20 protein-coding genes are annotated in these 23,912 nt (G+C 41.6%); all 20 read right to left on the bottom strand.

The annotated features are described in order from the left end of the window. Nucleotides 1-199: 199 nt before the first annotated feature. The gene (locus tag ACFX4L_RS11845; protein ID WP_061462454.1) at nt 200-802 is read right to left on the bottom strand and encodes a dipicolinate synthase subunit B; all 603 of its coding nucleotides are present in this window, start codon (nt 800-802) and stop codon (nt 200-202) included. Beyond that, the gene (dpaA, locus tag ACFX4L_RS11850; protein ID WP_284472095.1) at nt 799-1,701 is read right to left on the bottom strand and encodes a dipicolinic acid synthetase subunit A; all 903 of its coding nucleotides are present in this window, start codon (nt 1,699-1,701) and stop codon (nt 799-801) included. Before dpaA ends, ACFX4L_RS11845 begins: the two co-directional genes overlap by 4 nt. 229 nt (nt 1,702-1,930) lie before the next feature. Then, nucleotides 1,931-2,200 carry a YlmC/YmxH family sporulation protein gene (locus ACFX4L_RS11855; RefSeq protein ID WP_061462452.1) on the bottom strand — a complete coding sequence of 90 codons (270 nt, stop codon included), beginning with the start codon at nt 2,198-2,200 and terminating at the stop codon, nt 1,931-1,933. A gap of 162 nt (nt 2,201-2,362) precedes the next feature. Further along, nucleotides 2,363-3,589, bottom strand: a complete 1,227-nt coding sequence (locus ACFX4L_RS11860; RefSeq protein ID WP_061462451.1) for a M16 family metallopeptidase — start codon at nt 3,587-3,589, stop codon at nt 2,363-2,365. Nucleotides 3,590-3,635: 46 nt separating this feature from the next. Then, the gene (locus tag ACFX4L_RS11865; protein WP_061462450.1) at nt 3,636-4,595 is read right to left on the bottom strand and encodes a polysaccharide deacetylase family protein; all 960 of its coding nucleotides are present in this window, start codon (nt 4,593-4,595) and stop codon (nt 3,636-3,638) included. 157 nt (nt 4,596-4,752) lie between these two features. After that, the gene (gene pnp / locus ACFX4L_RS11870) at nt 4,753-6,870 is read right to left on the bottom strand and encodes a polyribonucleotide nucleotidyltransferase (RefSeq protein ID WP_061462449.1); all 2,118 of its coding nucleotides are present in this window, start codon (nt 6,868-6,870) and stop codon (nt 4,753-4,755) included. Nucleotides 6,871-7,191: 321 nt separating this feature from the next. Further along, nucleotides 7,192-7,461, bottom strand: coding sequence for a 30S ribosomal protein S15 (gene rpsO, locus ACFX4L_RS11875; RefSeq protein ID WP_061462448.1), 270 nt, complete (start codon nt 7,459-7,461; stop codon nt 7,192-7,194). Nucleotides 7,462-7,608: 147 nt separating this feature from the next. Then, nucleotides 7,609-8,559, bottom strand: coding sequence for a bifunctional riboflavin kinase/FAD synthetase (gene ribF, locus ACFX4L_RS11880; RefSeq protein ID WP_377383724.1), 951 nt, complete (start codon nt 8,557-8,559; stop codon nt 7,609-7,611). 33 nt (nt 8,560-8,592) lie between these two features. Further along, on the bottom strand, nt 8,593-9,513 hold the full coding sequence (gene truB, locus ACFX4L_RS11885) for a tRNA pseudouridine(55) synthase TruB (RefSeq protein WP_284471257.1): 921 nt from the start codon (nt 9,511-9,513) through the stop codon (nt 8,593-8,595). Between the two features lie 168 nt (nt 9,514-9,681). Next, nucleotides 9,682-10,050 carry a 30S ribosome-binding factor RbfA gene (gene rbfA, locus ACFX4L_RS11890; RefSeq protein ID WP_377405253.1) on the bottom strand — a complete coding sequence of 123 codons (369 nt, stop codon included), beginning with the start codon at nt 10,048-10,050 and terminating at the stop codon, nt 9,682-9,684. A gap of 17 nt (nt 10,051-10,067) precedes the next feature. Next, nucleotides 10,068-10,349 carry a DUF503 domain-containing protein gene (locus ACFX4L_RS11895; RefSeq protein ID WP_057913375.1) on the bottom strand — a complete coding sequence of 94 codons (282 nt, stop codon included), beginning with the start codon at nt 10,347-10,349 and terminating at the stop codon, nt 10,068-10,070. Continuing rightward, complete coding sequence (gene infB, locus ACFX4L_RS11900) at nt 10,346-12,502, bottom strand: translation initiation factor IF-2 (protein ID WP_061462444.1); 2,157 nt, start codon at nt 12,500-12,502, stop codon at nt 10,346-10,348. Before infB ends, ACFX4L_RS11895 begins: the two co-directional genes overlap by 4 nt. Before the next feature lie 19 nt (nt 12,503-12,521). Then, nucleotides 12,522-12,827: a YlxQ family RNA-binding protein gene (locus ACFX4L_RS11905; protein WP_061144653.1), complete on the bottom strand. Its 306-nt coding sequence runs from the start codon at nt 12,825-12,827 to the stop codon at nt 12,522-12,524. A gap of 4 nt (nt 12,828-12,831) precedes the next feature. Beyond that, complete coding sequence (rnpM, locus tag ACFX4L_RS11910; RefSeq protein ID WP_061462443.1) at nt 12,832-13,107, bottom strand: RNase P modulator RnpM; 276 nt, start codon at nt 13,105-13,107, stop codon at nt 12,832-12,834. Nucleotides 13,108-13,124: 17 nt separating this feature from the next. After that, nucleotides 13,125-14,255 (bottom strand): transcription termination factor NusA, encoded by a 1,131-nt coding sequence (nusA, locus tag ACFX4L_RS11915; protein ID WP_061462442.1) that lies wholly within the window; start codon nt 14,253-14,255, stop codon nt 13,125-13,127. 43 nt (nt 14,256-14,298) lie between these two features. Beyond that, a complete protein-coding gene (rimP, locus tag ACFX4L_RS11920; protein ID WP_061462441.1) occupies nt 14,299-14,772 on the bottom strand; it encodes a ribosome maturation factor RimP in 474 nt (157 codons plus the stop codon). 193 nt (nt 14,773-14,965) lie between these two features. Beyond that, nucleotides 14,966-19,288 carry a PolC-type DNA polymerase III gene (locus ACFX4L_RS11925; RefSeq protein ID WP_284471258.1) on the bottom strand — a complete coding sequence of 1,441 codons (4,323 nt, stop codon included), beginning with the start codon at nt 19,286-19,288 and terminating at the stop codon, nt 14,966-14,968. A gap of 165 nt (nt 19,289-19,453) precedes the next feature. Further along, on the bottom strand, nt 19,454-21,154 hold the full coding sequence (locus ACFX4L_RS11930; RefSeq protein ID WP_377383714.1) for a proline--tRNA ligase: 1,701 nt from the start codon (nt 21,152-21,154) through the stop codon (nt 19,454-19,456). Nucleotides 21,155-21,433: 279 nt separating this feature from the next. Then, nucleotides 21,434-22,702, bottom strand: a complete 1,269-nt coding sequence (rseP, locus tag ACFX4L_RS11935) for an RIP metalloprotease RseP (protein WP_125161957.1) — start codon at nt 22,700-22,702, stop codon at nt 21,434-21,436. 7 nt (nt 22,703-22,709) lie between these two features. Continuing rightward, entirely contained in the window at nt 22,710-23,870 is a 1,161-nt protein-coding gene (gene dxr, locus ACFX4L_RS11940) for a 1-deoxy-D-xylulose-5-phosphate reductoisomerase (RefSeq protein WP_061462437.1), read from the bottom strand. Nucleotides 23,871-23,912 lie beyond the last annotated feature (42 nt).

The raw sequence follows: 23,912 nt of genomic DNA on the forward strand, positions 1-23,912 counted from the left end.
CATACTCCTTTTCTATCTCTTAAAATTAGTTTATAGTTGGATTTACTCTTCTTGTTCAGAATATCATTTATTTTATCACATTAACATTCCAAAGGGTCGGACTTTAACAAAATATTCTGGTAGTGGAGTGGTTTTTTATAACTTTACACTACAAAATTATGCATATATGTGAAAGCGGGAGCGTGCCTGAAAACTTGTTTTAGTCTATATCATCCTTGAACCTTTCGACGATGACCGGTTGAACCTGTTCCCTTTCCAGTGCCGCAACGATCGTATCCCTTATCATACTCATCCTTGCAACCATGGAACTTGGCTTTCCTATTGGATTATCCTGGCCATATGGAACAAAATAAATATCTTTTGCTGCCATCAGCCTCATTAGATTGACACCATTTAACCCAAGTGCATCATTCGTTGATATAGCGACCACAACTGGACGGTGATTTCTCATCGTCGCTTTTGCAGCCATAAGTACAGGCGAATCGGTAAGAGCATTTGCCATTTTACTCATTGAGTTACCTGTTAAAGGAGCGATTACCATGCAATCAAGTGGCAATCTAGGCCCTAATGGCTCTGCTTTGACGATTGTATCAACGACATGATTCCCCGTCAATGTTTCAATCCTTTCGATCCAGTCCTCGCCCTTTCCAAAACGGGTTTCCGTGTTCTGTACAGTCGATGTTACGATTGGAATGACTTCCGCCCCTTCATTTACTAGTTTTTCTATTTCAGGAAATACTTCATCATATGTGCAATGTGATCCTGTTAATCCGAAACCGATCCGTTTCCCTTGGAGACTCATAGTTTTTTCCCCTTCCTTTTCATAAACTCGCCTTGAATCAATAGTCCCAGTGCATTTGCTAATATCTGACCAGCCGTTTTCGGGGCAACTATACCCGGTAGGCTCGGTGCCAACAGCGCTTTAATTCCCCTTTTTTCAGCGTAGCGAAAATCCGTCCCCCCTGGTTTTGAAGCAAGGTCGATGATTAATGTATGAACGGGCATATTGGATATAACTCTTGCGGTAATTATCGGAAAAGGAATCGTATTGATACATATATCAACATTTTTCATTTCTTCAGCAAGATCATTTAAATGAAAAGGGGTTAGTGCCATTTCACTGATCCTCGCAATATCTTCGCTTTTTCTTGCCCCCACCTTCACTTTTGCTCCAAGGGCCTGGAATGACCGGGCTACACTCATACCGACCCTTCCCAGCCCAAGAACAGCTACATTCGATCCATGGATAGTAAAATCCGTATGTTGAATGGCCATCATGATCGCACCCTCTACAGTGGGAATGGAATTATAAATAGCCACATCATCACGTTCGAACAATAGCACCAGTTTGCGATCCGCTTTCTTAAATATCCCATTGAGGTAATCGTTACTGATTCCTGCATAAAAAATGCAATGTGCCGGGGTCTTTTTTATCATTTCTTCAGTCAAAACAACCTCTTCACTGGAAAAGATCGTTTCCACTTTTCCATCTGAATCCGTGCCCCGGACAGGTAAAATAACTGAATCAATTTCCTTGAAATTTATATCTTTCATTTTTTCCTTAACCGCACCGGTAAAAGCATGGTCGAGCTGTTCAAACCCTACCAATAATAGCTTCGCATCAAGCTCCGTCAGTTTACGGACAACTTCAAGCTGACGCGCATCTCCACCAATTACAGCGATTTGCATGCCTGTGAGCATTAAAACCGTCACCTTCTTTATATAAAAGATCCTAAACATTCCCCGCCTCATGATAAACTTCCCTCAAGAAGCAACTCGGTTTTTGCTACATTCTCTAGTTACCCTGCCATCTTATGTTTTCACTTAAAAAACGGTGATAAGAAAAGAAAAAACGCCTTAGCCATTGCCAGCTAAGGCGTTTTCGAGAGACCATATCCAGACATTCCAAGGAGAATGGTGTGTGAGGTCTTCACCCGTCCATTTGCTCTCCATCTTTAAGTGAAAGTCCTTCCTGAAAATCAATGATGACCATATCTGATCCGATTTTTTTTATATGTTCCCATGGCACTCTTATTTCACTGCCATTCCTTAAAAGGCCGAACCATTTGACAGAAGGGATGATCAACGTGGTAATTTGTCCAGTTTCATCTATTTCCAAATCCGTCTGACCAAGGATTCCCAATCTTTCCGCCCTATTCACATCGACTATTTCCTTACCGCTCAGTTCGCTCAATCTCAATTATAGCTCCCCCTTTTTCACCTTCTATTCAATCTATATCCGAAAAAGGGAAACTTAGAAGGCATTTATCCAAATATTGTCCATAACACCGGCCCGGCCCTTCCATTATAAAAAAAGCCTGACCTCCCATTAATAAAAGGGAAGGCGCAGGCTTGTTCGTTTTTATTTGTCCCAGTTTTCCAACGGGCTCACTAATGACAAGGAATGTTCCGTAAAGATCTGGTTTGCCAGTTCATTGACGGTATCCTCTGTCACCTCGTCAATTTTGATGATAATATCATCAAGGGAACGGTGCTCACCCAACATAAGTTCATTTTTTCCGTTTCGGCTCATCCGGCTATTCGTGCTTTCAAGGCTGAGCATCAAGCTTCCTTTAAGCTGTTCTTTACTATTTCGTAATTCCTTTTCTGTAATGCCATCCCTCTTTAATGTATCCAGTGTTTCCTGAATGGTTTCATATAGGCTGTCAAGTTGATTTGTGCCTGTCCCCCCATAAACTGTCACCAAACCGCTATCTTGATAGCTGGAATGATAGGAGTACACGGAATAGGCAAGGCCGCGTTGTTCCCTGACGTCCTGGAATAGGCGGCTACTCATGCTTCCTCCAAGAATATTATTCAAGGTAATTAAGCTGTATGTTTTATCATTGCCGATTTCCAATCCTTTGTAACCAAGGCATAAATGGGCTTGTTCCGTTTCTTTTTTACGGGTGATCCTATTTTGTTGAAAGGAAGGTTTCACCAACTCAAGACGATCTTCCCCACCTTGATACGACCCAAAGTAGCTTTCGACCTCTTGAATCAATTTTTCATCCACATTACCAGCAATTGAAACCACTACTTTATCAGGTGTATACATATCATGGACGTATTTTTTCAATGTATCACTATTGAATGTTTCAAGGGTATTTTCTGTCCCTAGTATTGGATAGCCCAGAGGATGATTTTCATAAACCGCCTTGCTTAAGAGGTCATGGACAATGTCATCCGGTGTGTCTTCGTACATTTTAATTTCTTCGTAGACTACATTTTTTTCTTTTTTCAATTCTTCCCCATCAAATGTTGAATTGAAGAACATATCGGCAAGTATTTCAAGCGCATAGCTTGCATGGTTATCCATTACTTTAGCATAATAGCATGTATACTCTTTTGAAGTGAATGCATTAACCTGTCCGCCAATACTATCGAACGACTCGGCAATTTCGCGCGCATTCCTCGTAGTTGTCCCTTTAAAGAACATATGCTCCAGGAAATGTGAAACCCCATTCAATTCAGGTGTTTCATTTCGTGAACCTGTTTTGATCCATACTCCAATTGCTGCTGAGCGTACTGTTGGAATATTTTCCAATACAATTCTAACTCCATTTTGACACGTGTATTTCTTAATCAACTAACATTCCTCCCAATCATTCTATGCTGCTATCGTAACCAAAACATTATGGATTCGATCGCTCTTCATCTACAGCTTCCGAAACGGTAACAACATCCAGGTCTTTCTTTTTTATTTCAATTATTAACGTTTCCAATGATTTTGCAGTAGATTCCGTCGGATGCATTAAAATAAATGCTCCTGGGTGTACCTTAGAAAGCACTCGTTGTTGTAGGACTTCAGGGCTTGGTTTTTGCCAGTCGATCGTATCCACACTCCACATGACCGTTTCCAGACCGAAAGAATCCGCGATTTTCACCGTTTCATCCCGGTAGCTGCCACTTGGTGGCGCGAACCATTTCATCTTCGAACCTGTCACCGCTTCAATGACTTCGTTCGTTTTTCGAATTTCCTCACGTGTAGCTTGTGCGGATATGTTTTTCATATCGGGATGTGAATAAGAATGATTTCCTATTTCATGCCCGCCACCCTTAATCATCTTGGCCAAATCTGGATTTTTCTTGGTCCAATTACCTTCAAGGAAAAAAGTGGCCTTGACATTATTCTCTTTCAGCACAGCCAACATATCTTGTAAGTATTCATTCCCCCAGGCCACATTGATTAAAAATGAAACCACCGGCTTTTTGGGATGGGCCCGGTAAATCGGAGCCGGATCCAGATCCTCTAAGTGTATCTTTGCAGGGACCTGCTGAAATACCAGCTTATCCTTATCGAACACACCCTCCTTCTTCATGGCTTTATACGAATCATCAATATTTACCTTCAGGCCATTATATGCAGGAATGGTTTTCCATACCGAATCTATTCGTGCATCCTCTGGTGCAATCTCATATTTTTTTGTTGATTCTTTTATTTGTAAAAGAAGCTCATCTTCTTGCTTCATTGAAGCAACTGAATGATCTGTTAATTGGGTCAAATAAATTTGTGTATATGGATTTTGCACTAATAACCATGATATACCTGCAATGGCACTTATCGCAACTATCTGCTTCCATTTATTATTCATTTTTTACGCCCCCTTCATACCAAAATGTATGAAGAAAACGGACAAGGTAGAACATGACATACTATTAATGCCATTCATGCTATGTATTATCCCAATGCTTTTTACAAAAAAAAGCATGCAGATTCACAAGGAATCGCATGCCGGAATTTCATTTCTATTACGATTGAGAAGGGTTAGCTGCCTCTTTTTGCTCTTTCAGGACCGCTTTACGGGAAAGGTTTACCCTTCCTTGCTTATCAATCTCAGTAACTTTAACCAATAACTCATCGCCAAGTGAAACGACATCTTCCACTTTTCCGACTCTTTCTTCAGCCAGTTCGGAAATATGCACCAAACCGTCTTTACCATTGAAGATTTCAACGAAAGCACCGAACTTTTCAATACGTTTCACTTTACCTAAGTATAGTTCGCCGACTACGACTTCACGTACGATATCCTCAATGATTTTCTTCGCTTTTTGAATCATTGGTTCATCTGTAGAAGATATGAATACCGTTCCATCTTGCTCGATGTCGATTTTCACGCCAGTTTCTTCAATGATTTTATTGATATGTTTTCCGCTCGGTCCAATGACATCACGGATTTTATCCGGATTTATAGACATTGTAACGATTTTAGGAGCATATTTGGATAACTGCTCACGCGGTTGATTGATTGTTGACATCATTGACTCCAAAATATGCATCCGGCCGTGTTTGGCTTGAAGTAAAGCTTCTTCAAGGATCTCTCTTGATAGACCTTCAATCTTAATGTCCATTTGTAGGGCAGTAACACCTTTTGAGGTACCTGCGACTTTAAAGTCCATATCTCCAAGATGATCTTCCATACCTTGAATATCGGTTAAGATTGTATAGTGCTCACCAGTTTTGACAAGGCCCATTGCAATACCGGCAACTGGAGCCTTCAATGGAACACCAGCATCCATCATTGCCAAAGTGCTTGCACAGATACTTGCTTGTGAAGTTGAACCGTTTGATTCAAGCACTTCTGAAACAAGTCTGATTGTATAAGGGAAGTCTTTATCGTTTGGAATGACAGGTTCCAATGCTCTTTCACCAAGTGCACCATGACCAATTTCACGGCGACCTGCTCCACGGATAGGACCAGTTTCACCAACACTGAAATGTGGGAAGTTATAGTGGTGCATGAAACGTTTTGACTCTTCGGTTCCAAGCCCATCCAGAATCTGCACATCACCAAGTGCACCTAAAGTACAGATGGATAGTGCTTGGGTTTGTCCGCGTGTGAACAATCCAGAACCATGTGTACGGGGCAGGATGGTAACTTCTGATGATAATGGTCTGATTTCGTCAGGATTACGGCCATCCGGACGCACTTTTTCTTCCGTAATTAAACGGCGTACTTCAGATTTGACCAATTTATTCAAGATTTCTTTGATTTGTTTTAATTTAGCTTCATCAGTCTCTTCTTCATAATGAGCCAATACACGATCTTTCACTTCTTTAATCGCGTCTTCACGAGCATGTTTTTCCTGAACTTGTACAGCTTTGTTCAAGTCGGCTTCACATAGGCCTTTCACTTCTGCTTCCAGCTCTGCATCCACCTGATATAAAGCGATCTGCATTTTTTCCTTGCCGATTTCAGCAACGATTTTCTCTTGGAATGCAATGATTTTCTTGATTTCATCATGTCCAAACATGATTGCTTCAAGCATGGTTTCCTCTGGTACTTCATTAGCTCCGGCTTCAACCATGTTGATAGCATCTTTAGTACCGGCAACCGTCAAATTGATATCACTTTTTGCAAGTTGGTCAACAGTAGGGTTAATCATGAATTCATTATTGATTCTTCCTACTACAACTCCAGCAATTGGCCCTTCGAATGGAATATCGGAAACTGAAAGTGCAAGGGATGATCCAAGCATCGCTGCCATTTCAGAAGAGCAATCTTGATCAACACTCATGACCATGCTGATGATCTGAACATCGTTCCTGAAGCCGTCAGCAAATAGCGGGCGGATTGGACGATCAATTAAACGGCTTGCAAGAATTGCCCTTTCACTTGGTCGGCCTTCACGTTTGATGAAGCCACCTGGAATTTTGCCGACTGCATAAAGTCTTTCTTCGTAGTTGACTGTCAAAGGGAAGAAGTCGACATTTCTAGGCTCTTTCGAAGCTGTTGCTGTACTTAATACAGCAGTTTCTCCATAACGGACTAAAACTGCTCCGTTCGCTTGTTTGGCCAATTGCCCTATCTCTACCGTTACATTACGGCCGGCCCAGTCAAATGAATACGTATGTTTTTCCTGTCCCATTTATTAAACCCCTCTCTGAATCTTCACTTAAAGGCTTAGTTTACCTAAACCTGTATTGGATTAAATCATTTATATGTGAAAGTAACTGAACTCGAGTTAAAACCAAACTATTCCTATTATGCACGAAAAAAACAAGCATTAACAGTAAAATGAATAAAAATTTCATTCATTTGATTATGTATATCCTGATCATTTATAAATGGAAAAGGACCCGGCTCCTGCCGAGTCCCAAGGACGAAGGCTCAGCCTTTAAGTAGAACACGTCCAAATCATTTGATTAACATCAAAAAAGCGGGAAATTTCCCGCCTTCCTGAAAAAAATTATCTACGTAGACCTAATTTGTTAATTAGTGTACGGTAACGAGTAACGTCTGTGTTACGTAGGTAAGTTAAAAGATTACGACGTTTACCTACCATTTTAAGAAGACCGCGACGTGAATGGTGGTCCTTTTTATGTGTGCGTAAGTGACCGTTCAAGTTGTTGATTTCTTCTGTTAAAACTGCGATTTGAACTTCTGGAGACCCAGTGTCAGTATCGTGAGTTCTGAACTCAGCGATCAGTTCGTTTTTGCGTACTTGTGTAATTGCCATGTTATTATTCCTCCTAAAATTCTGTAAAATCACCTATTACCGAGCCAGCGTCGGAGTCTCGACTAGCCAAGCAATGGTTATTTTCATACATACAATAGAATACATGTTTTTCATTAAAATTGCAAGTCTTGTCTATTACTGCCCTTTTTATGCTTTCAGTTTTGAAAAATAGGCTATTGCATTTTGCTTATCCGTTTCAATCTGAGCGACCAATGCTTCAAGTCCGGAAAATTTCTGCTCACTCCGAAGCCTTGTATGCCATTCAACCGAAACCTGATCGCCATAAATATCTCCTGAGAACTCCAAGGCATGGACCTCCACAGTAGGGTATTTAGGCTTTTCTTCGTGGAACGTAGGTTTGTAACCGACATTGCAAACTCCGCAATACCATTTACCGCTTATTTTGATCCTGACGGCATATACGCCTGCAGCAGGGAAGATATAATCGTCGCTTACTTCAATATTAGCGGTGGGGAATCCCAACTTCCTGCCCCGTTTTTCACCGTGGATTACATGCCCTTTCGTTAAAAAGCGCCGGCCAGCCAAATGATAAAAGTCGGAAAAGTTGCCATTACCGAGAGTTTCCCTGATTCTCGTCGAACTAACCTTTTCATCTTCAAGTGTCTGTTTTTCAACGACAGTCTGCGAAAACCTTCCTTGGGCGTAAACAGGCAAATCTTTCATTGACCCTTGACCATAGCGACCGTATGAATAATCAAAGCCTGCTACGACGTGACGGACATTCAGCCCGGCAATGTATTCGTCAACGAACCGTTCCGGCAGTACCGAAGCAAATTCCTTGCTGAAATGGACTATGAATAAATAATCTATCTCCATCGACTCTATGATATCCACCTTATCTTCAAGTGGAGTAATATAGCGGATATTTTCCGTTTTCCTCCCCAGTACTGCTGAAGGATGCGGGTCAAATGTCATGACTGCTGACTTAAGATTCATTTCATCGGCTTTTTGCTTGGCGGTTTGAATAACAATCTGATGACCTTTATGTATACCATCAAAAAATCCAAGCGCCATTACAAGCTCAGGAAAATCATCCGATTTAAATTGATGAGGATGCTCTATTGCGATCACTTTCACCTTTCAATCTCCTCTTTCCGACGGTAAAACGGTCTATAATTCTTGTGCCAATACTTTTACAGGTTTAATTAACCCCACTTTTGTCGGATGTATTTGATAAATGGCAATCGCCTTACCGGATGGGTCGACCATCACAAAAGGCTTACCTTTTTCAACAATGACATCCTCTGTTTGTTCCAATACCGCACCGTTAAGTACTTTCTTTGCTACTTTATCACTAATCTGAAATTTGGGCAAATGAAATAATCCCCGCTCCAAGGGCAACAGAAAACCATCAGTTCGTTCGGTTTCCATGAATGCTTCCACCTCAGCAAATGTAAAACAATCCTCTTGCTTAAAACCTGCTGATTCAATACGGGTTAAATCTGACATATGGGCAGGAAACCCCAATTCTTCACCCATCATGACTGCAAGTGTCCGAATATACGTACCTTTGCTGCACTTGACGCGAAAACGGAAAGAAATGGTTTCCCCTTTGAATTCAGAACGATCATCGAGAAGGGTAATTTCATAGATGGAGACCTCCCTTGTCGGCCTCTCCACTTCTACTCCTGCACGAGCATATTCATATAACTTCTTCCCGTTTACCTTAACAGCAGAAAACATTGGCGGAGTCTGTTCAATTTTCCCAGTCAATGATTCGAGCATCTCTAGAATCCGTTCACGAGGAATCACTTGTTCAACCTTTTTCTCTTCCACTTTTTCACCGCTTGCGTCTTCAGTTGTCGTTGAAAAACCAAGGGTCACTTCCCCTTCATACGCTTTGCCGGCTTCTGTCAAATATTCAGCAATTTTAGTTGCCCTGCCAATACAAATAGGTAAAACCCCTGTTACATCGGGATCTAAAGTACCTGTATGCCCAACCTTTTTCGTCTTTAAAATCTTTCTTAATTTAAAAACACAATCATGGGATGTCAATCCCTTGGGTTTCCATAATGGAAGAATACCGTTCACGCTTTCACCTCATCATTTATAAAACACCCTAAACGGTTATCATGAAGCAAAATAAATTTCAATTCCGAAAGGTGTTTTTTGATTTTTAAATATTTCATTTTCAAAAAAAAGAGACCGACTTCAAGAAGTGCAAAGCACTTTTTGAGTCGGCCTCCTTTTACTGCTTGCTTATTCTTCGTCTTTTTCAGCCGGTTTGTCCTCTGAATTGATTTGGGAAATCAACGACTCGATACGATTACCATAATCAACTGATTCATCAAATTCAAAAAACAGCTCTGGGGTCTTGCGCAGGCGGATTCTTTGCCCAATTTCTGAACGCATGAATCCTTTTGCCTTTGCTAGGCCTTGCAGGGTTTTCTCCCGTTGTTCCTGGTCACCCAAAACGGAAATATAAATTGTTGCCTGCTGTAAATCGCCTGTAACCTCAACATCCGTCACAGTTACAAATCCGATTCTTGGATCTTTAATTTTTCGGCCGATAATTTCACTCAGCTCTTTTTTCATTTGTTCGCCAACACGATTTGAACGAAGGCTCATAATATCACCTCGATAGCCTAAAGCCAGTCTATATCTGTTATTGTTCGCTCTAGTTCCGGAAAAGAATCTAGAAATTTAAGGGCATTTTGAAGTTCCCGCTCTGTAGCCTTCCTTGAGGATGTTACGGTTACGATAGTAATCTTTGTCCGCTGCCATAAATCCTGAAAATCGGTCTCGGCTACAGAAATATTGAACTTCTGTTTAAGCCGTGTCATGACACGCTGAAGCACGGCCCGTTTTTCTTTCAAAGAATGGGTGTCATGAATGATGCATTCACATTGGACAGAGCCAACGATCATTTACGTTCAATCTCTTCCATTACATACGCTTCGATTACATCGCCTTCTTTAAGGTCGTTGTAATTTTTAATAGTAATACCGCACTCATAGTTTGTTGCCACTTCTTTTACATCATCTTTAAAACGTTTCAATGCATCAATTTCACCTTCGTAAATGACGACACCTTCACGAATTAAGCGAATACCGCTATCACGTGTAATTTTTCCTTCTGTGACATATGAACCGGCAATCGTACCTACTTTAGATACTTTGAAAGTAGTACGAACTTCAGCCTGACCGATAATTTTTTCTTCGAATTCAGGGTCAAGCATCCCTTTCATAGCCGACTCGATCTCTTCGATCGCTTTATAGATGATGCGGTGAAGGCGGACATCAACATTTTCTGATTCAGCTGCACGCTTTGCATTCACGTCAGGACGGACGTTAAATCCGATGACGATTGCATTGGAAGCTGTAGCAAGGATGATGTCAGACTCTGTAATTGCACCGACGCCAGTGTGAATGATTTTCACTTTAGCGCCTTCCACTTCTATTTTATTCAGGGAAGCGGCTACTGCTTCCGCAGAACCTTGAACATCCGCTTTTAGAATGATGTTCAATTCTTTAATTTCCCCTTCTTTCATTTGCTCGAACAATGTATCAAGCGTTACACGGGATTTTTCATTACGTTGTGAAGCAAGTTGTCTCTGTGCACGCACTTCCCCAACTTGACGGGCCGTTTTCTCATCTTCAAAGACGATGAAACGATCACCGGCTTGTGGTACTTCGTTCAATCCAGTGATTTCAACCGGTGTTGAAGGACCTGCATCCTTAACACGGCGTCCAAGATCGTTAAGCATAGCACGGACACGGCCGAATGTATTACCGATAACAATCGGATCTCCGACTTTCAACGTACCGTTTTGAACAAGCAAAGTAGCAACCGATCCGCGCCCTTTATCCAAACGCGCTTCGATAACCGTTCCATTTGCTTTACGAGATGGATTCGCTTTATACTCCTCCACTTCACTGACAAGAAGAATCATTTCAAGCAAGCTATCGATACCCTCACCGTTTTTAGCTGAAATTGGTACGAAAATTGTGTCTCCGCCCCAAGCTTCAGAAACTAAACCATGTTCAGTCAATTCTTGCATGACACGGTCCGGATTGGCAGCTTCTTTATCCATTTTATTGACAGCGACGATTATTGGTACTTCTGCCGCTTTAGCATGGTTAATCGCTTCAATCGTTTGAGGCATAACACCATCATCCGCCGCAACAACCAGGATCGTGATATCAGTAACTTGTGCACCGCGGGCACGCATTGTTGTAAAAGCAGCATGGCCTGGTGTATCTAGGAATGTTATTTTCTTATCGTTTACTTTAACTTGATAAGCACCGATATGCTGAGTTATTCCGCCTGCTTCGCCTTCTGTAACTTTTGTATGGCGTATAGAATCAAGCAATGTCGTTTTACCATGGTCAACGTGCCCCATGATCGTTACGACAGCCGGACGTTCAATCAAATCTTCAGAAGCGTCTTCAGTGACTAGTGACTCAAGGTCGGTCAGGTCAACACGAATCTCTTCTTCGGCCACTACACCGTATTCTGTACAAATCAATTCAATTGCATCTTTATCCAAAGTTTGGTTGATTGTAGCCATAACACCAAGCATAAAGAGCTTTTTAATGATTTCAGAAGGTTCACGATGAAGTTTTTTACCAAGTTCCATAACGGTCAAAGACTCATAAAACGTAATTTTCTCTGGAAGTTCTCTTTCCTTACGCTTTGTAACGGGAGCCTGTGGGGCTTGTTGTCTTTGTTTATTATTTTTATTCTTATTATTGCGACCCCTGTTAAACTGCCCCGTTGGTTTTTTCGTACCTACAGGTTTAACTGGTGGTTTCTTCTTCAGTTTTTCTTTATTAACTGTGCTCTTTTCATCCGCTTCAGCTTCGTACTTCGCAACCGTAGCGTTTGCCTTTGGTTCAGCAGCTTGGCTTTTATCTTCGTTTTTAGGTTTAATTGAATCGTTTAATTTATTTACAGTTGAATCGTCTAATGCTGTCATATGGTTTGTTACCTCTATATTCATTTCTTTAAGTTTATTTATTACATCCTTGCTTGAAACGTTCTTTTGTTTTGCATATTCATATACACGCAATTTTGTCATACGTTCACCCCCGTAAAATTTAATCGAGCAGCGTTCGGAGTTTTTGTGCAAAACCTTCATCCAGAACTGCGACGGCAACTCTAGCATCCTTACCTATCGCATGGCCGAGCATAGACCTGCTTTCGACTCTTTTTAAAGGAACCTGATAAAATGCGCACTTATCAGATATTTTTTTTTCAGTGTTTTTTGAAGCGTCCGCGGATAAAATAACAACTTTGGCATTACCGCTTCTAATCTCTTTAACCACTAATTCTTCACCCGAAATTAGCTTGCGTGCCCGATTGGCCAAACCTAATAGAGACATCCATTGTTGTTGTTGGGTCATGGTGTTAGTTTTTCTCCTTATTCACTAATTCAAGCAATTGTTCATAAAGGGAAGAATCGATTTGGGTACTAAGGTGATTAGCCAGCACGTTTTTCTTTTTGGCCAGCTCGATAACATCCCGATCAAGAGTCAAATAAGCTCCCCTTCCCGATTTCTTTCCGGTCGGATCAAGGCTGACTTCCCCTTCTTTAGATCGAACGATGCGAATGAGTTCTTTCTTCGGCTTCATTTCACCTGTAGCCACACATTTACGCATCGGGATTTTTTTTCGGCTATTCATCTTTTTTCACCTCTGAATTACTCGTTATCCTCTTCGAAATCTGTTTCCTCTTCATTAACATAACTATCTCTGCTCAAAAGGAATTCCTGTTCTTCCACTGGATAAATTCCAGCTTCGCGGGCTTCCGTTTCACTCTTGATATCAATTTTCCAGCCTGTAAGTTTGGCAGCTAAACGGGCATTTTGTCCGCGCTTACCAATTGCCAGGGAAAGTTGATAATCCGGAACGATCACAGTCGTCGCCTTTTCCTCTTCTTTTACGATAACTTCAAGTACTTTTGAAGGGCTTAAAGCATTCGCAACGAAAATGACCGGATTCTCCGACCATTTAACGATATCGATTTTTTCACCCTTCAACTCATTGACGATGGCCTGAACACGTTGTCCTTTTTGGCCTACACATGAACCGACAGGATCGACTTCTTCGTTATCTGAGTGCACGGAGATTTTTGAACGGTCGCCTGCTTCGCGGGCAACTGACTTAATTTCTACTGTTCCATCAAAAATTTCAGGCACTTCGATTTCGAATAAACGTTTTAAAAGGCCAGGATGTGAACGGGATACAAAAATTTGCGGGCCCTTAGAAGTTTTTTCAACTTTAGTGATGAAAACTTTAATGCGATCATGAGGTTTATACTGTTCATTCGGCATTTGCTCATTCACCGGGAGCAAAGCTTCGATTTTACCTAGGCTCACATAGATGAATCGTGAATCTTGGCGTTGAACGATGCCAGTCATGATATCCTCTTCCCGATCAATGAATTCGGCATAAATGATGCCTCGTTCTGCTTCACGCACTCTTTGAGTAACGACTTGTTTAGCAGTTTGTGCAGCAATACGGCCGAAATCCTTTGGTGTTACTTCCATTTCGACAATATCCTCTAACTGGTAGTTGGGGTCAATTGCTCTTGCTTCTTCAACAGAAATTTCCAGACGTGAATCGAATACTTCGTCAACAACGTCTTTTCTGGCAAATACACGCATAGTTCCTTTACCAAGATTCAAGTCGATACGTACATTTTGTGCTTGGTTAAAGTTACGGCGATATGCCGATATAAGAGCAGCCTCAATCGCGTCGATCAAAACTTCCCTGGAAATTCCTTTTTCGTTTTCTAAAATATAGAGAGCATCCAATAACTCATTGCCCATGGTGATCCCCCTTACGGATATTTAAATTAATGATTTGCTTGACTTAAGAGAAGGTAATCGCCAATCTTGCTTTGGCCACCTTTTCAAATGGTATGACGATGGTTTTCTTTCTTGTCTTGATTCTGACTTCGAGTGTCACTTCTTTACCATCGAAACTGGTTAAGATTCCTTCGAATTCTTTTTCATCTAAAATGGGCTCGTATGTTTTTATGTAAACATTTTTACCGATAGCTTTAAGGAAATCCTTCTCTTTTTTCAGAGGCCTTTCAGCTCCGGGAGATGAAACTTCGAGAAAATAATTTTGTGGAATCGGATCAACCTCATCAAGCTTTTCACTGAGTTTTTCACTCACATTTCCGCAATCTTCAATATCTACGCCTGTTTCTTTATCAATGTACACTCGAAGGAACCAGCTTTTACCTTCCTTCACATACTCCACTTCGACTAATTCAAGCTGCAATTCTTCAAGAATTGGTAATGCAAATTCCTCTACAACTTCCGTTACCTTTTTACTCATTTGTTTCCTCCATACGTGCGTTGTATGCGCTTGGTTTCGGATTCAAAATTAAATGGTCAATACAACACGAAAGAGTGGGTTTCCCCACTCTTGCCATTGGTTCCTCTTAGTATTTCCAATAAAAATATACCATAATCAAGATATTTATGCAAATACCATGTCTGTTTCTTCCTTTTTGACAACAGTTTCCTCTTTAAAATAATGATAACTGATTTTGTTCAGGCAATGACTCCAGACAGCCTTGTTTATCCAGGTATTCAAGGATGGTCTTCGAAACCTTCCCCCGTTGTTGTAGGTCTTCTTTCGAGAGGAATTCACCATTCTTGCGTGCGTTGACGATATTGATGGCGGCATTCGTTCCAAGACCAGGTATTGAATTGAAAGGCGGTATCAAAGAATTTCCTTCAATTAAGAATTGATCAGCACTTGATTTGTACAAATCCACTTTAGCGAACGCATACCCGCGTTCACACATTTCCAAAGCTAGTTCAATAACCGTCAATGTATTCTTTTCCTTTGTGGATGCATCTAATCCCTTTACGGTAATTTCTTCCATTTTGGTTTTTATTGCTTGCGGCCCCCGTGTCATGGCATCGATTTCAAAATCATCGGCACGCACTGTGAAATAGGCTGCATAATACAATAAAGGCAGATGCACTTTAAAATAGGCTATCCGGACAGCCATTAAGACGTATGCTGCAGCATGGGCTTTCGGGAACATGTACTTAATCTTCTTACATGAATCGATGTACCATTCCGGCACCTCATTTTTCCTCATTTCCTCTTCAAACTCCTCCGAGAGCCCTTTCCCTTTACGTACAGATTCCATAATTTTGAACGCCAGGGATGGATCGAGTCCTTGATAAATCAGATAAACCATAATATCATCACGACAGCCTATAACCTCACTTAGTGTGCATATCCGGTTGTGGATCAGTTCCTGTGCATTGCTCAGCCACACATCGGTACCATGAGAAAGCCCTGAGATCTGAACAAGCTCAGAAAATGTCGTAGGTTTCGTATCTTCAAGCATCTGCCGGACGAAACGCGTTCCAAATTCGGGAATGCCGAGTGTACCCGTTTTACACATGATCTGTTCTTCTGTAACTCCTAAAGATTCGGTACTGCTGAATATTTTCATTACTTCAGGATCATCTGTAGGAACGGTCTTTGGATCGATGCCGCTTAAGTCTTGAAGCATCCGGATCACAGTCGGATCATCATGTCCAAGGATATCTAGTTTCAAAATATTATCGTGAATGGAATGGAAATCAAAGTGAGTTGTTTTCCATTCGGAATTCCTGTCATCTGCAGGGAATTGAATAGGTGTGAAATCATAAATATCCATATAATCAGGAACAACGATGATTCCGCCTGGATGCTGTCCTGTCGTCCGTTTCACCCCAGTACAACCGGCAACAAGTCGATCAGTCTCAGCTCCGCGCATATGGATGTTATTATCAGCGGAATACCCTTTTACATATCCATAGGCCGTTTTTTCAGCGACAGTACCAATCGTTCCCGCACGATATACATATTCTTCACCGAATAAGACTTTAGTGTAGTTATGGGCCTTTGGCTGATATTCACCAGAGAAGTTCAAATCGATATCAGGAACCTTATCTCCTTTAAATCCAAGGAAGGTTTCAAACGGGATATCATGCCCGTCTTTTGTATAAGCTATGCCACATTCGGGACAGTCCTTATCTGGGAGGTCAAACCCCGAACCTACAGAACCGTCATTGAAGAATTCGGATTTCTTGCACTCCGGACATACATAATGTGGCGGAAGAGGATTTACCTCCGTAATTTCAGTCATCGTGGCAACGAAAGATGATCCAACCGATCCCCTTGAGCCAACGAGATAACCATCATTCAATGATTTTTTTACTAGTTTATGAGAAATTAAATAAATAACGGCAAAACCATGGCCAATGATGCTTTTCAATTCTTTCTCAAGACGGGCTTCCACGATTTCCGGCAGGTTCTCTCCATAGATCTTCCTTGCCATGCCATAACTCATCTCACGCATCTCTTCTTCGGCACCTTCAATTTTAGGTGTATATAGCTCATCCTTGATTGGCTTGATTTCATCAATCATATCAGCGATTTTATTGGTGTTGGTTACCACGACCTCTTTGGCTTTCTCTGAACCAAGGAAGGAAAATTCCCGTAGCATTTCATCAGTTGTCCGAAAATGTACGTCAGGAAGCTTATGACGATTCAGCGGGTTTGCTCCACCTTGTGAATTTACAAGGATTTTCCGGTAAATTTTATCATTCGGATCCAAATAATGTACATTTCCCGTCGCTACGACTGGCTTATCCAATTTTTCACCAAGCTTGACGATATTGGAGATGATCGTTTCTAACGATTTATCATCCCGGACATATTCAAGATCAATCAGATGCTGATATACTTCCTTCGGATGAATTTCAAGATAATCGTAGAATTCTGCGATTTCGACGACTTCCTCAAACCCCTTCTGCATCATCCCTTCAAAAACTTCCCCTTTATCGCATCCCGATCCGACCAAAATTCCTTCACGATACTTTTTAAGTTGTGAACGCGGTATCCGGGGAACACGATAAAAATAATCGATGTGCGATATTGAAATTAACTTGAAAAGGTTTTTTAAGCCAGCCTGTGTTTGCGCGATCAACGTACAATGGGATGGCCGGGAACGCTGATAAGCGTTTCCTTTACCCATATTGTCATTAAGCTGATCATGATGGGTAATCTCTTTTTCCATTGCATCCTTCAGCATCTTCAGCATAAGGTAACCTGTAGCTTCGGCATCATAAATGGCCCTATGATGCTGGGTCAAATCAATATCGAACTTTTTACATAATGTATTTAACCGGTGGTTTTTAAACTCCGGATATAAGAAACGGCCAAGTTCCAATGTATCAAGAACAGGATTGGAAGCTTTAGGATATCCCATGTTTTTATAACCTATATTCAAAAAGCCCATATCGAAGGCTGCGTTGTGGGCAACAAGGATCGCATCGCCTGCCCAGTTCTTGAACTTTTCTAGTACTTCCGAGACTTCTGGAGCATTTTCCACGAGATCATCAGTGATTCCAGTCAAGTCTATCGTCGTATTGGATAATGGGTGATGCGGATTCGCAAATGACTCAAATCTATCAATGATGTCCCCGTCACGAATTTTCACTGCAGCAAATTCAATGATCGTATCATAAACAGCTGACAGACCAGTCGTCTCTACGTCAAACACAACGTAGGTGGCATCTGCCAAAGGAATATGCGCCTCATTATAAACAATGGGCACCCCATCATTCACAAGGTTCACTTCGACGCCATAAAGGATTTTAATACCATTCTTTTTCCCGGCACTATAAGCTTCAGGGAATGATTGTGCACCTGCGTGATCCGTAATGGCAACAGCCTTATGCCCCCACTTGGCAGCCTGGGCAACAAGAGCAGAAGTAGGCGTCACTGCATCCATCTGGCTCATCGGGGTATGCATATGCAGTTCTACACGCTTTTCACCTTCAGGTGCCTTATCCTGCCGTCCTTGTTTAGAAATTTCATTTATATCATTTGCGATCATTACCAGGTCACGTACGAATGTATCATTTTGGATACTGCCTTGGGCACGTACCCACATCCCTTTTTTCACTCGGGCAAGTATGGCAGCATCCTCTTTATCACGCGAAAACATTTTGACTAATATTGAGCTTGTATAATCCGTGACTTTAAATGTCAAGAGGCTCCGTCCGCTGCGTAACTCACGGACTTCTGCATCAAAAACGAATCCTTCGACAGCAATCCTGCGTTCTTCATCGATAATCTGTTCGATTCTGCGGAAATCCGCATCTTCTTTAATCGTATAGCCAATTTTAACCGGTCCTTCGTAGACGCCTTCGTCGCCGCCTTTTTCCGATTCTTTTTTCTGCATTTCCACTAAGGCAGCAAGTCCCTTTTCCGCGTCTTCCTTTTGTTTCTCTTCTAAAAACTTCTGGTAATCAGGATTCGAAACCGTTTCCTTCACTTCCGCTTCCAGAGTCAACGGGGGAAAACCGAAAGTTTGGTAGATATTCGAAATGATGCCGGAGTACTTACGTTTCAATTGGCCAGCCTCCGTATCATTCCGGGCGCTTACGATAAGTTTATATCCATTCACTGCGGGCTCTTGTTCCTTCAGAAGTGACAACAGGGCTGGAGACATTCCTTCAAGCTCGCCAATGCAGTTTTTCCAATATTCTTTTACCAATTGTTCCGTCACTTGCGGATTGGCCACATTTAAGTTGAACGTTACCTTCGCAATATGGGAAAACGTACTTGCTAGTTGAGTAGCAAGTCTTGTATGAACACTGCAAGGAATTAATGCAGGTATATTAAAGGCAAAATGCCATTTTTTGGACTCCCTCTCGATTGAGAGTTTATCAATTTCGGCACCTATGAAATAATTCACAAAGGCATCCTCAGTCAAGTCCATTTGCTGGAGCAAGAGTTGAAATCTCTCTCTACCGCTATTTGGATTTTGATCCATTTCCTCTCTCCCCTATCTACTATCTCTAAGATATTATTCATTATCATTTTCACTATGATATCAGAGGCTATTATAACATATCACGAGTGTTTCACTAGTATCTAAATCCATGAAAAAAAAAGGCATCATCCAATTGAATGATGCCTAATTCCCCAATTTTTAAAATTACCCAAGTATTTCTTGAAGCTTTTGAATAAGTTCAGCTCTTTCTATTTCAAGAACCTCACCCGTTTTACGGATTTTCACTTCGACGATTCCCTCGGATGCCTTTTTACCGACCGTCACCCTGACAGGAAGACCGATCAGGTCAGAGTCGGCAAATTTTACGCCAGCACGTTCTTGACGATCATCCATAAGAACATCCATGCCTTGTGCCTTTAGATCATTATACAAATCTTCTGCCAGGACAGCCTGAGCCTCATCCTTCATATTGATTGGAATCAAATGGACTTGGTATGGTGCCAAATTCGCTGGCCAGACCAATCCTTTTTCATCGTTGAATTGTTCAGCTACAGCTGCAAGCGTGCGTGAAACACCAATTCCATAACAGCCCATTATCATAGGCTGAGACCGTCCATTCTCATCTAGGAATGTTGCATTCATAGCTTCGGAATATTTTGTTCCCAGCTTGAATACGTGGCCTACCTCAATTCCTTTGGCAAATTTAATTTTTCCGTTCCCGTCCGGTGATGGGTCACCCTCTTGAATGAAACGAAGGTCTATAAAATTGTCCACGTTAAAATCACGAGTGGGATTTACGTTCATATAATGATGGTCTTCTTCATTTGCACCACAGATTCCATTAACCATTGCTTCTACGGCAACATCGGCTATCACTTCCACTTCAGAAGTGACATTGATTGGTCCAAGGGATCCAATTGCACATCCTAAGACTTCTTTCGTTTCATTCGGATCGACCAATTCAACGATTGAAGCGTTATAGAAATTCTTCAGCTTGATATCATTGACTTCATGATCCCCTCGTACCAATACAAGCACATACTTTTCATCCACTTTAAATAATAGCGATTTGATTAGTTTCTCTGCATCTGTATTTAAGAATGAAGTCACGTCTTCAATAGATTTTTGGCCAGGTGTATGAATTTTTTCAAGTGCAATTTGTGCTTCGGAACTTTTTTCATATTTTACACTCACCGGTGCCATTTCAATATTCGCTGCATATTCGGAAGTATCAGAATAGGCGATGGTATCTTCCCCTATTTCGGATAGGACCATGAATTCGTGTGTATCCTTTCCGCCCATCGCCCCAGAATCAGCAATGACGGCACGGAAGTCCAACCCACAACGGCTAAATATATTTGAATATGCCGAATATATATTTTTATAAACAGCATCCAGGCTTTCTTGATTGGCATGGAAAGAATAAGCGTCCTTCATGATGAACTCACGTCCACGCAACAATCCGAAACGCGGTCTTTTTTCATCACGGAATTTGGTTTGGATTTGGTAAACCGTTAAAGGAAGACGCTTGTATGATTTCACCTCATCACGAACTAAGCTGGTTATCACTTCTTCATGTGTGGCACCTAGCGCAAATTCACGGTTATTGCGGTCCTTAAGGCGCATCAACTCTGGACCATAGGTATACCAGCGTCCAGATTCCTGCCAGAATTCAGCTTGTTGTAAAGCAGGCATCAATAATTCTACTGCACCAGCATTCTCCAACTCTTCCCGGACGATCGCTTCAACCTTTTGAAGCACCTTTTTTCCAAGCGGCATAAAACTGTAAACCCCGCTGGAGTTTTGTCTCATAAATCCTGCACGTAATAGAAGCTGATGACTTTTGATTTCAGCATCTGCAGGCACTTCTCTCAATGTAGGGATTAACGTCATACTTTGTTTCATATCTGCACCTCTTCAATATTTCCTTTAAATTAAACTGCGGCTGCGGTAAAAATTCATACTGCAGCATGAATACGGTCATATCATACAAAAAAGTCTTTCTGCGCTATTCAGAAAAGCTAATTTAATATACTCATTCTCGATTATACTTACGATTTCCTTAGAAAACAAACTATTTCCCTAAAACGGTTAAAAAACTAGGAAATGACTATTCCTTCTTGGAGATAAGAAAACAGCCAACAGAAAAATCTGCTGGCCTGTTTTACCTTATCCAAACATGTCTTATAAGAAGAACCGCTGAATGTCATTCCATGTAACGACTATCATCAATAACATCAGCAAAGCAAAGCCGATGAAGTGAACCATTCCTTCTTTTTGGCGATCGATCGGTTTTCCTCTTAAGAATTCGACAACAAAGAATAACAGTCTTCCTCCATCCAATGCCGGTAGCGGCAGCAAGTTCATGATTCCCAAGTTAATGCTCAGCAGCCCTGCCCATTTCATTAACGTGAATAAACCTTGTTTCGCTACTTCTTCAGTTGATTTATATATTCCTACAGGACCGGATAGGCTGTCAATCGTAAATCCACCTGTTACGAGGTCACCAAGGATGATGAAAATTTGTTTTGTCCAAAAATATGTTTCCGTAAAACCGTATTGTATAGCTTTAATCGGTGCTTTTTCAACTGGAGGGTAAACTCCGATAATCCCAATTTTCTTACCTTCCCTCTCCACTTCTTGTGGAATGACCGGCACTTCTAACGTTTTCCCGTCCCTGTCCACGACAAACTCGATCTCTTGCCCAGGGTTCTTTTGAATGCTTTCCTGAACATCTTCCCAAGATGAGACTTCCGTCCCTTCTATGGATTGAATGACATCACCAGATTTTAACCCGGCATTAACAGCCGAACCGTCTGCAGTCAGCTCACCAAGTTTCGCTTCATCCACCACGACCCCTTGAAACAGGCCGATCAACACAAAAATGACAAAAGCCAAAACAAAGTTCATTGCTGGTCCAGCTACTATCGTCAGGAAGCGATGCCCAAGCGACTTTGAAGCAAATTGCCGGTCATATGGAGCAATCTGGTTCTCTACACCATTTTCAACGATTACCGCTTCTTCATGAATGGTAAACGTTTTTAGATTATCTTCCTCACCTTCTTCATAACCAGTAAGGATAAGCTTATGATCAAGGTCGATCACTTCAACTTCCACAAGACGAATATCAGGATATTTATCTTTATTGTTCAAAATGATTTTTGTAACATTCTCTTCATTATCAAACATCAATCCTACTCGATAGCCGGGCTTCAATTCTATATTTTCTGCATCTTCACCAGCCATACGCACATACCCGCCCAGCGGAAGCAATCGAATGGTATAAACGGTTTCCTTCTTTTTATATGTGAATACTTTTGGGCCGAAACCGATTGCGAACTCACGGCATAAAATTCCGGCACGCTTTGCAAACACTAAGTGTCCAAGCTCATGGAAAAATACAAGAGCGCCAAAAATGATGATGAACGCTATAATCGTTTCTAAAGTCTGCATGTTCCGGTCACCTATCTTTCACTAAGGATTCTATATACTGCCTTGTCATATTATCCACTTCCTGAATCGTTTCTAAATCCGGAAGGGCCATCACGGAATGCTGATTCAGCGCTCTTTCAATTAACGTTTCAATTTCAAGGAAGGATACCTTTCCAGATAAGAAAGCAGCGACTGCCGCTTCATTGGCGGCATTCAGCACGGTAGTCATCGTTCCGCCCATTTTACCCGCTTTATAGGCGAATTGCAAACAAGGATATCTCGTGAAATCCATATCGCTAAAATGCAGTTTGCCTGCTTCAGCCAAATTCAGGCGCTTGCGTCCTGCCAACGGAATACGGTCCGGATAAGTAAGTGCATATTGAATCGGCACTCGCATATCCGGTGTTCCCAGTTGTGCAATCACGCTGGAGTCATGAAACTCAACCATGGAATGGATGATACTCTCCTTATGTAGCAATACATCAATTTTATCGTATGGAAGATCAAATAGCCAGTGGGCCTCAATCACTTCCAAACCCTTATTCATCATTGATGCTGAATCAATCGTGATTTTAGCTCCCATTGACCAGTTCGGATGGTTCAATGCCTCTTCCACCGTTACATCCTTCAATTCTTCCCTGGTCCGATCGCGAAAACTGCCACCTGAAGCAGTAATGACAAGACGTTCTATATTTTTTTCCTTTTCACCCTGCAATGCCTGAAAAATAGCGGAATGCTCGCTGTCAACCGGCAGCAAACGAACCCCCGCTTTTTTAGCTTCACTTATGACCAAATGACCTGCCGTTACCAAAGTCTCCTTGTTGGCGATAGCAATATCTTTTTTAGCCTTTATCGCTTGAAGCGTCGGATAAAGGCCCACGCTTCCGATGACGGCATTGACCAATATTGTCGCCTGATCATATACAGCAACAGCAGACAGTCCCTCATCGCCATACATGAACTCGATATCTTTGCGGCTGAAGAATTCACTTTTCAAAACATGATAATCTTCTTCCGTCTGGACCGAAACTAGTTTCGGTTCAAACTCTTGTATATAAGTCCTGACCAATTCTATATTCTTTCCAGCAGAAAGAGCCACTATCTTGAATTGGTCAGGATGTGACCTCACCACATCCGCTGTTTGTTGACCAATCGAACCTGTCGCGCCCAAAAGGCTGATGTTTTTCAAATTGCTCATCTCCTAATTCATATAACACTGCCTATTTTTATA

Source organism: Peribacillus sp. YIM B13482 (genome assembly GCF_042787975.1).
Classification (GTDB): Bacteria; Bacillota; Bacilli; order Bacillales; family DSM-1321; genus Peribacillus; species Peribacillus simplex_A.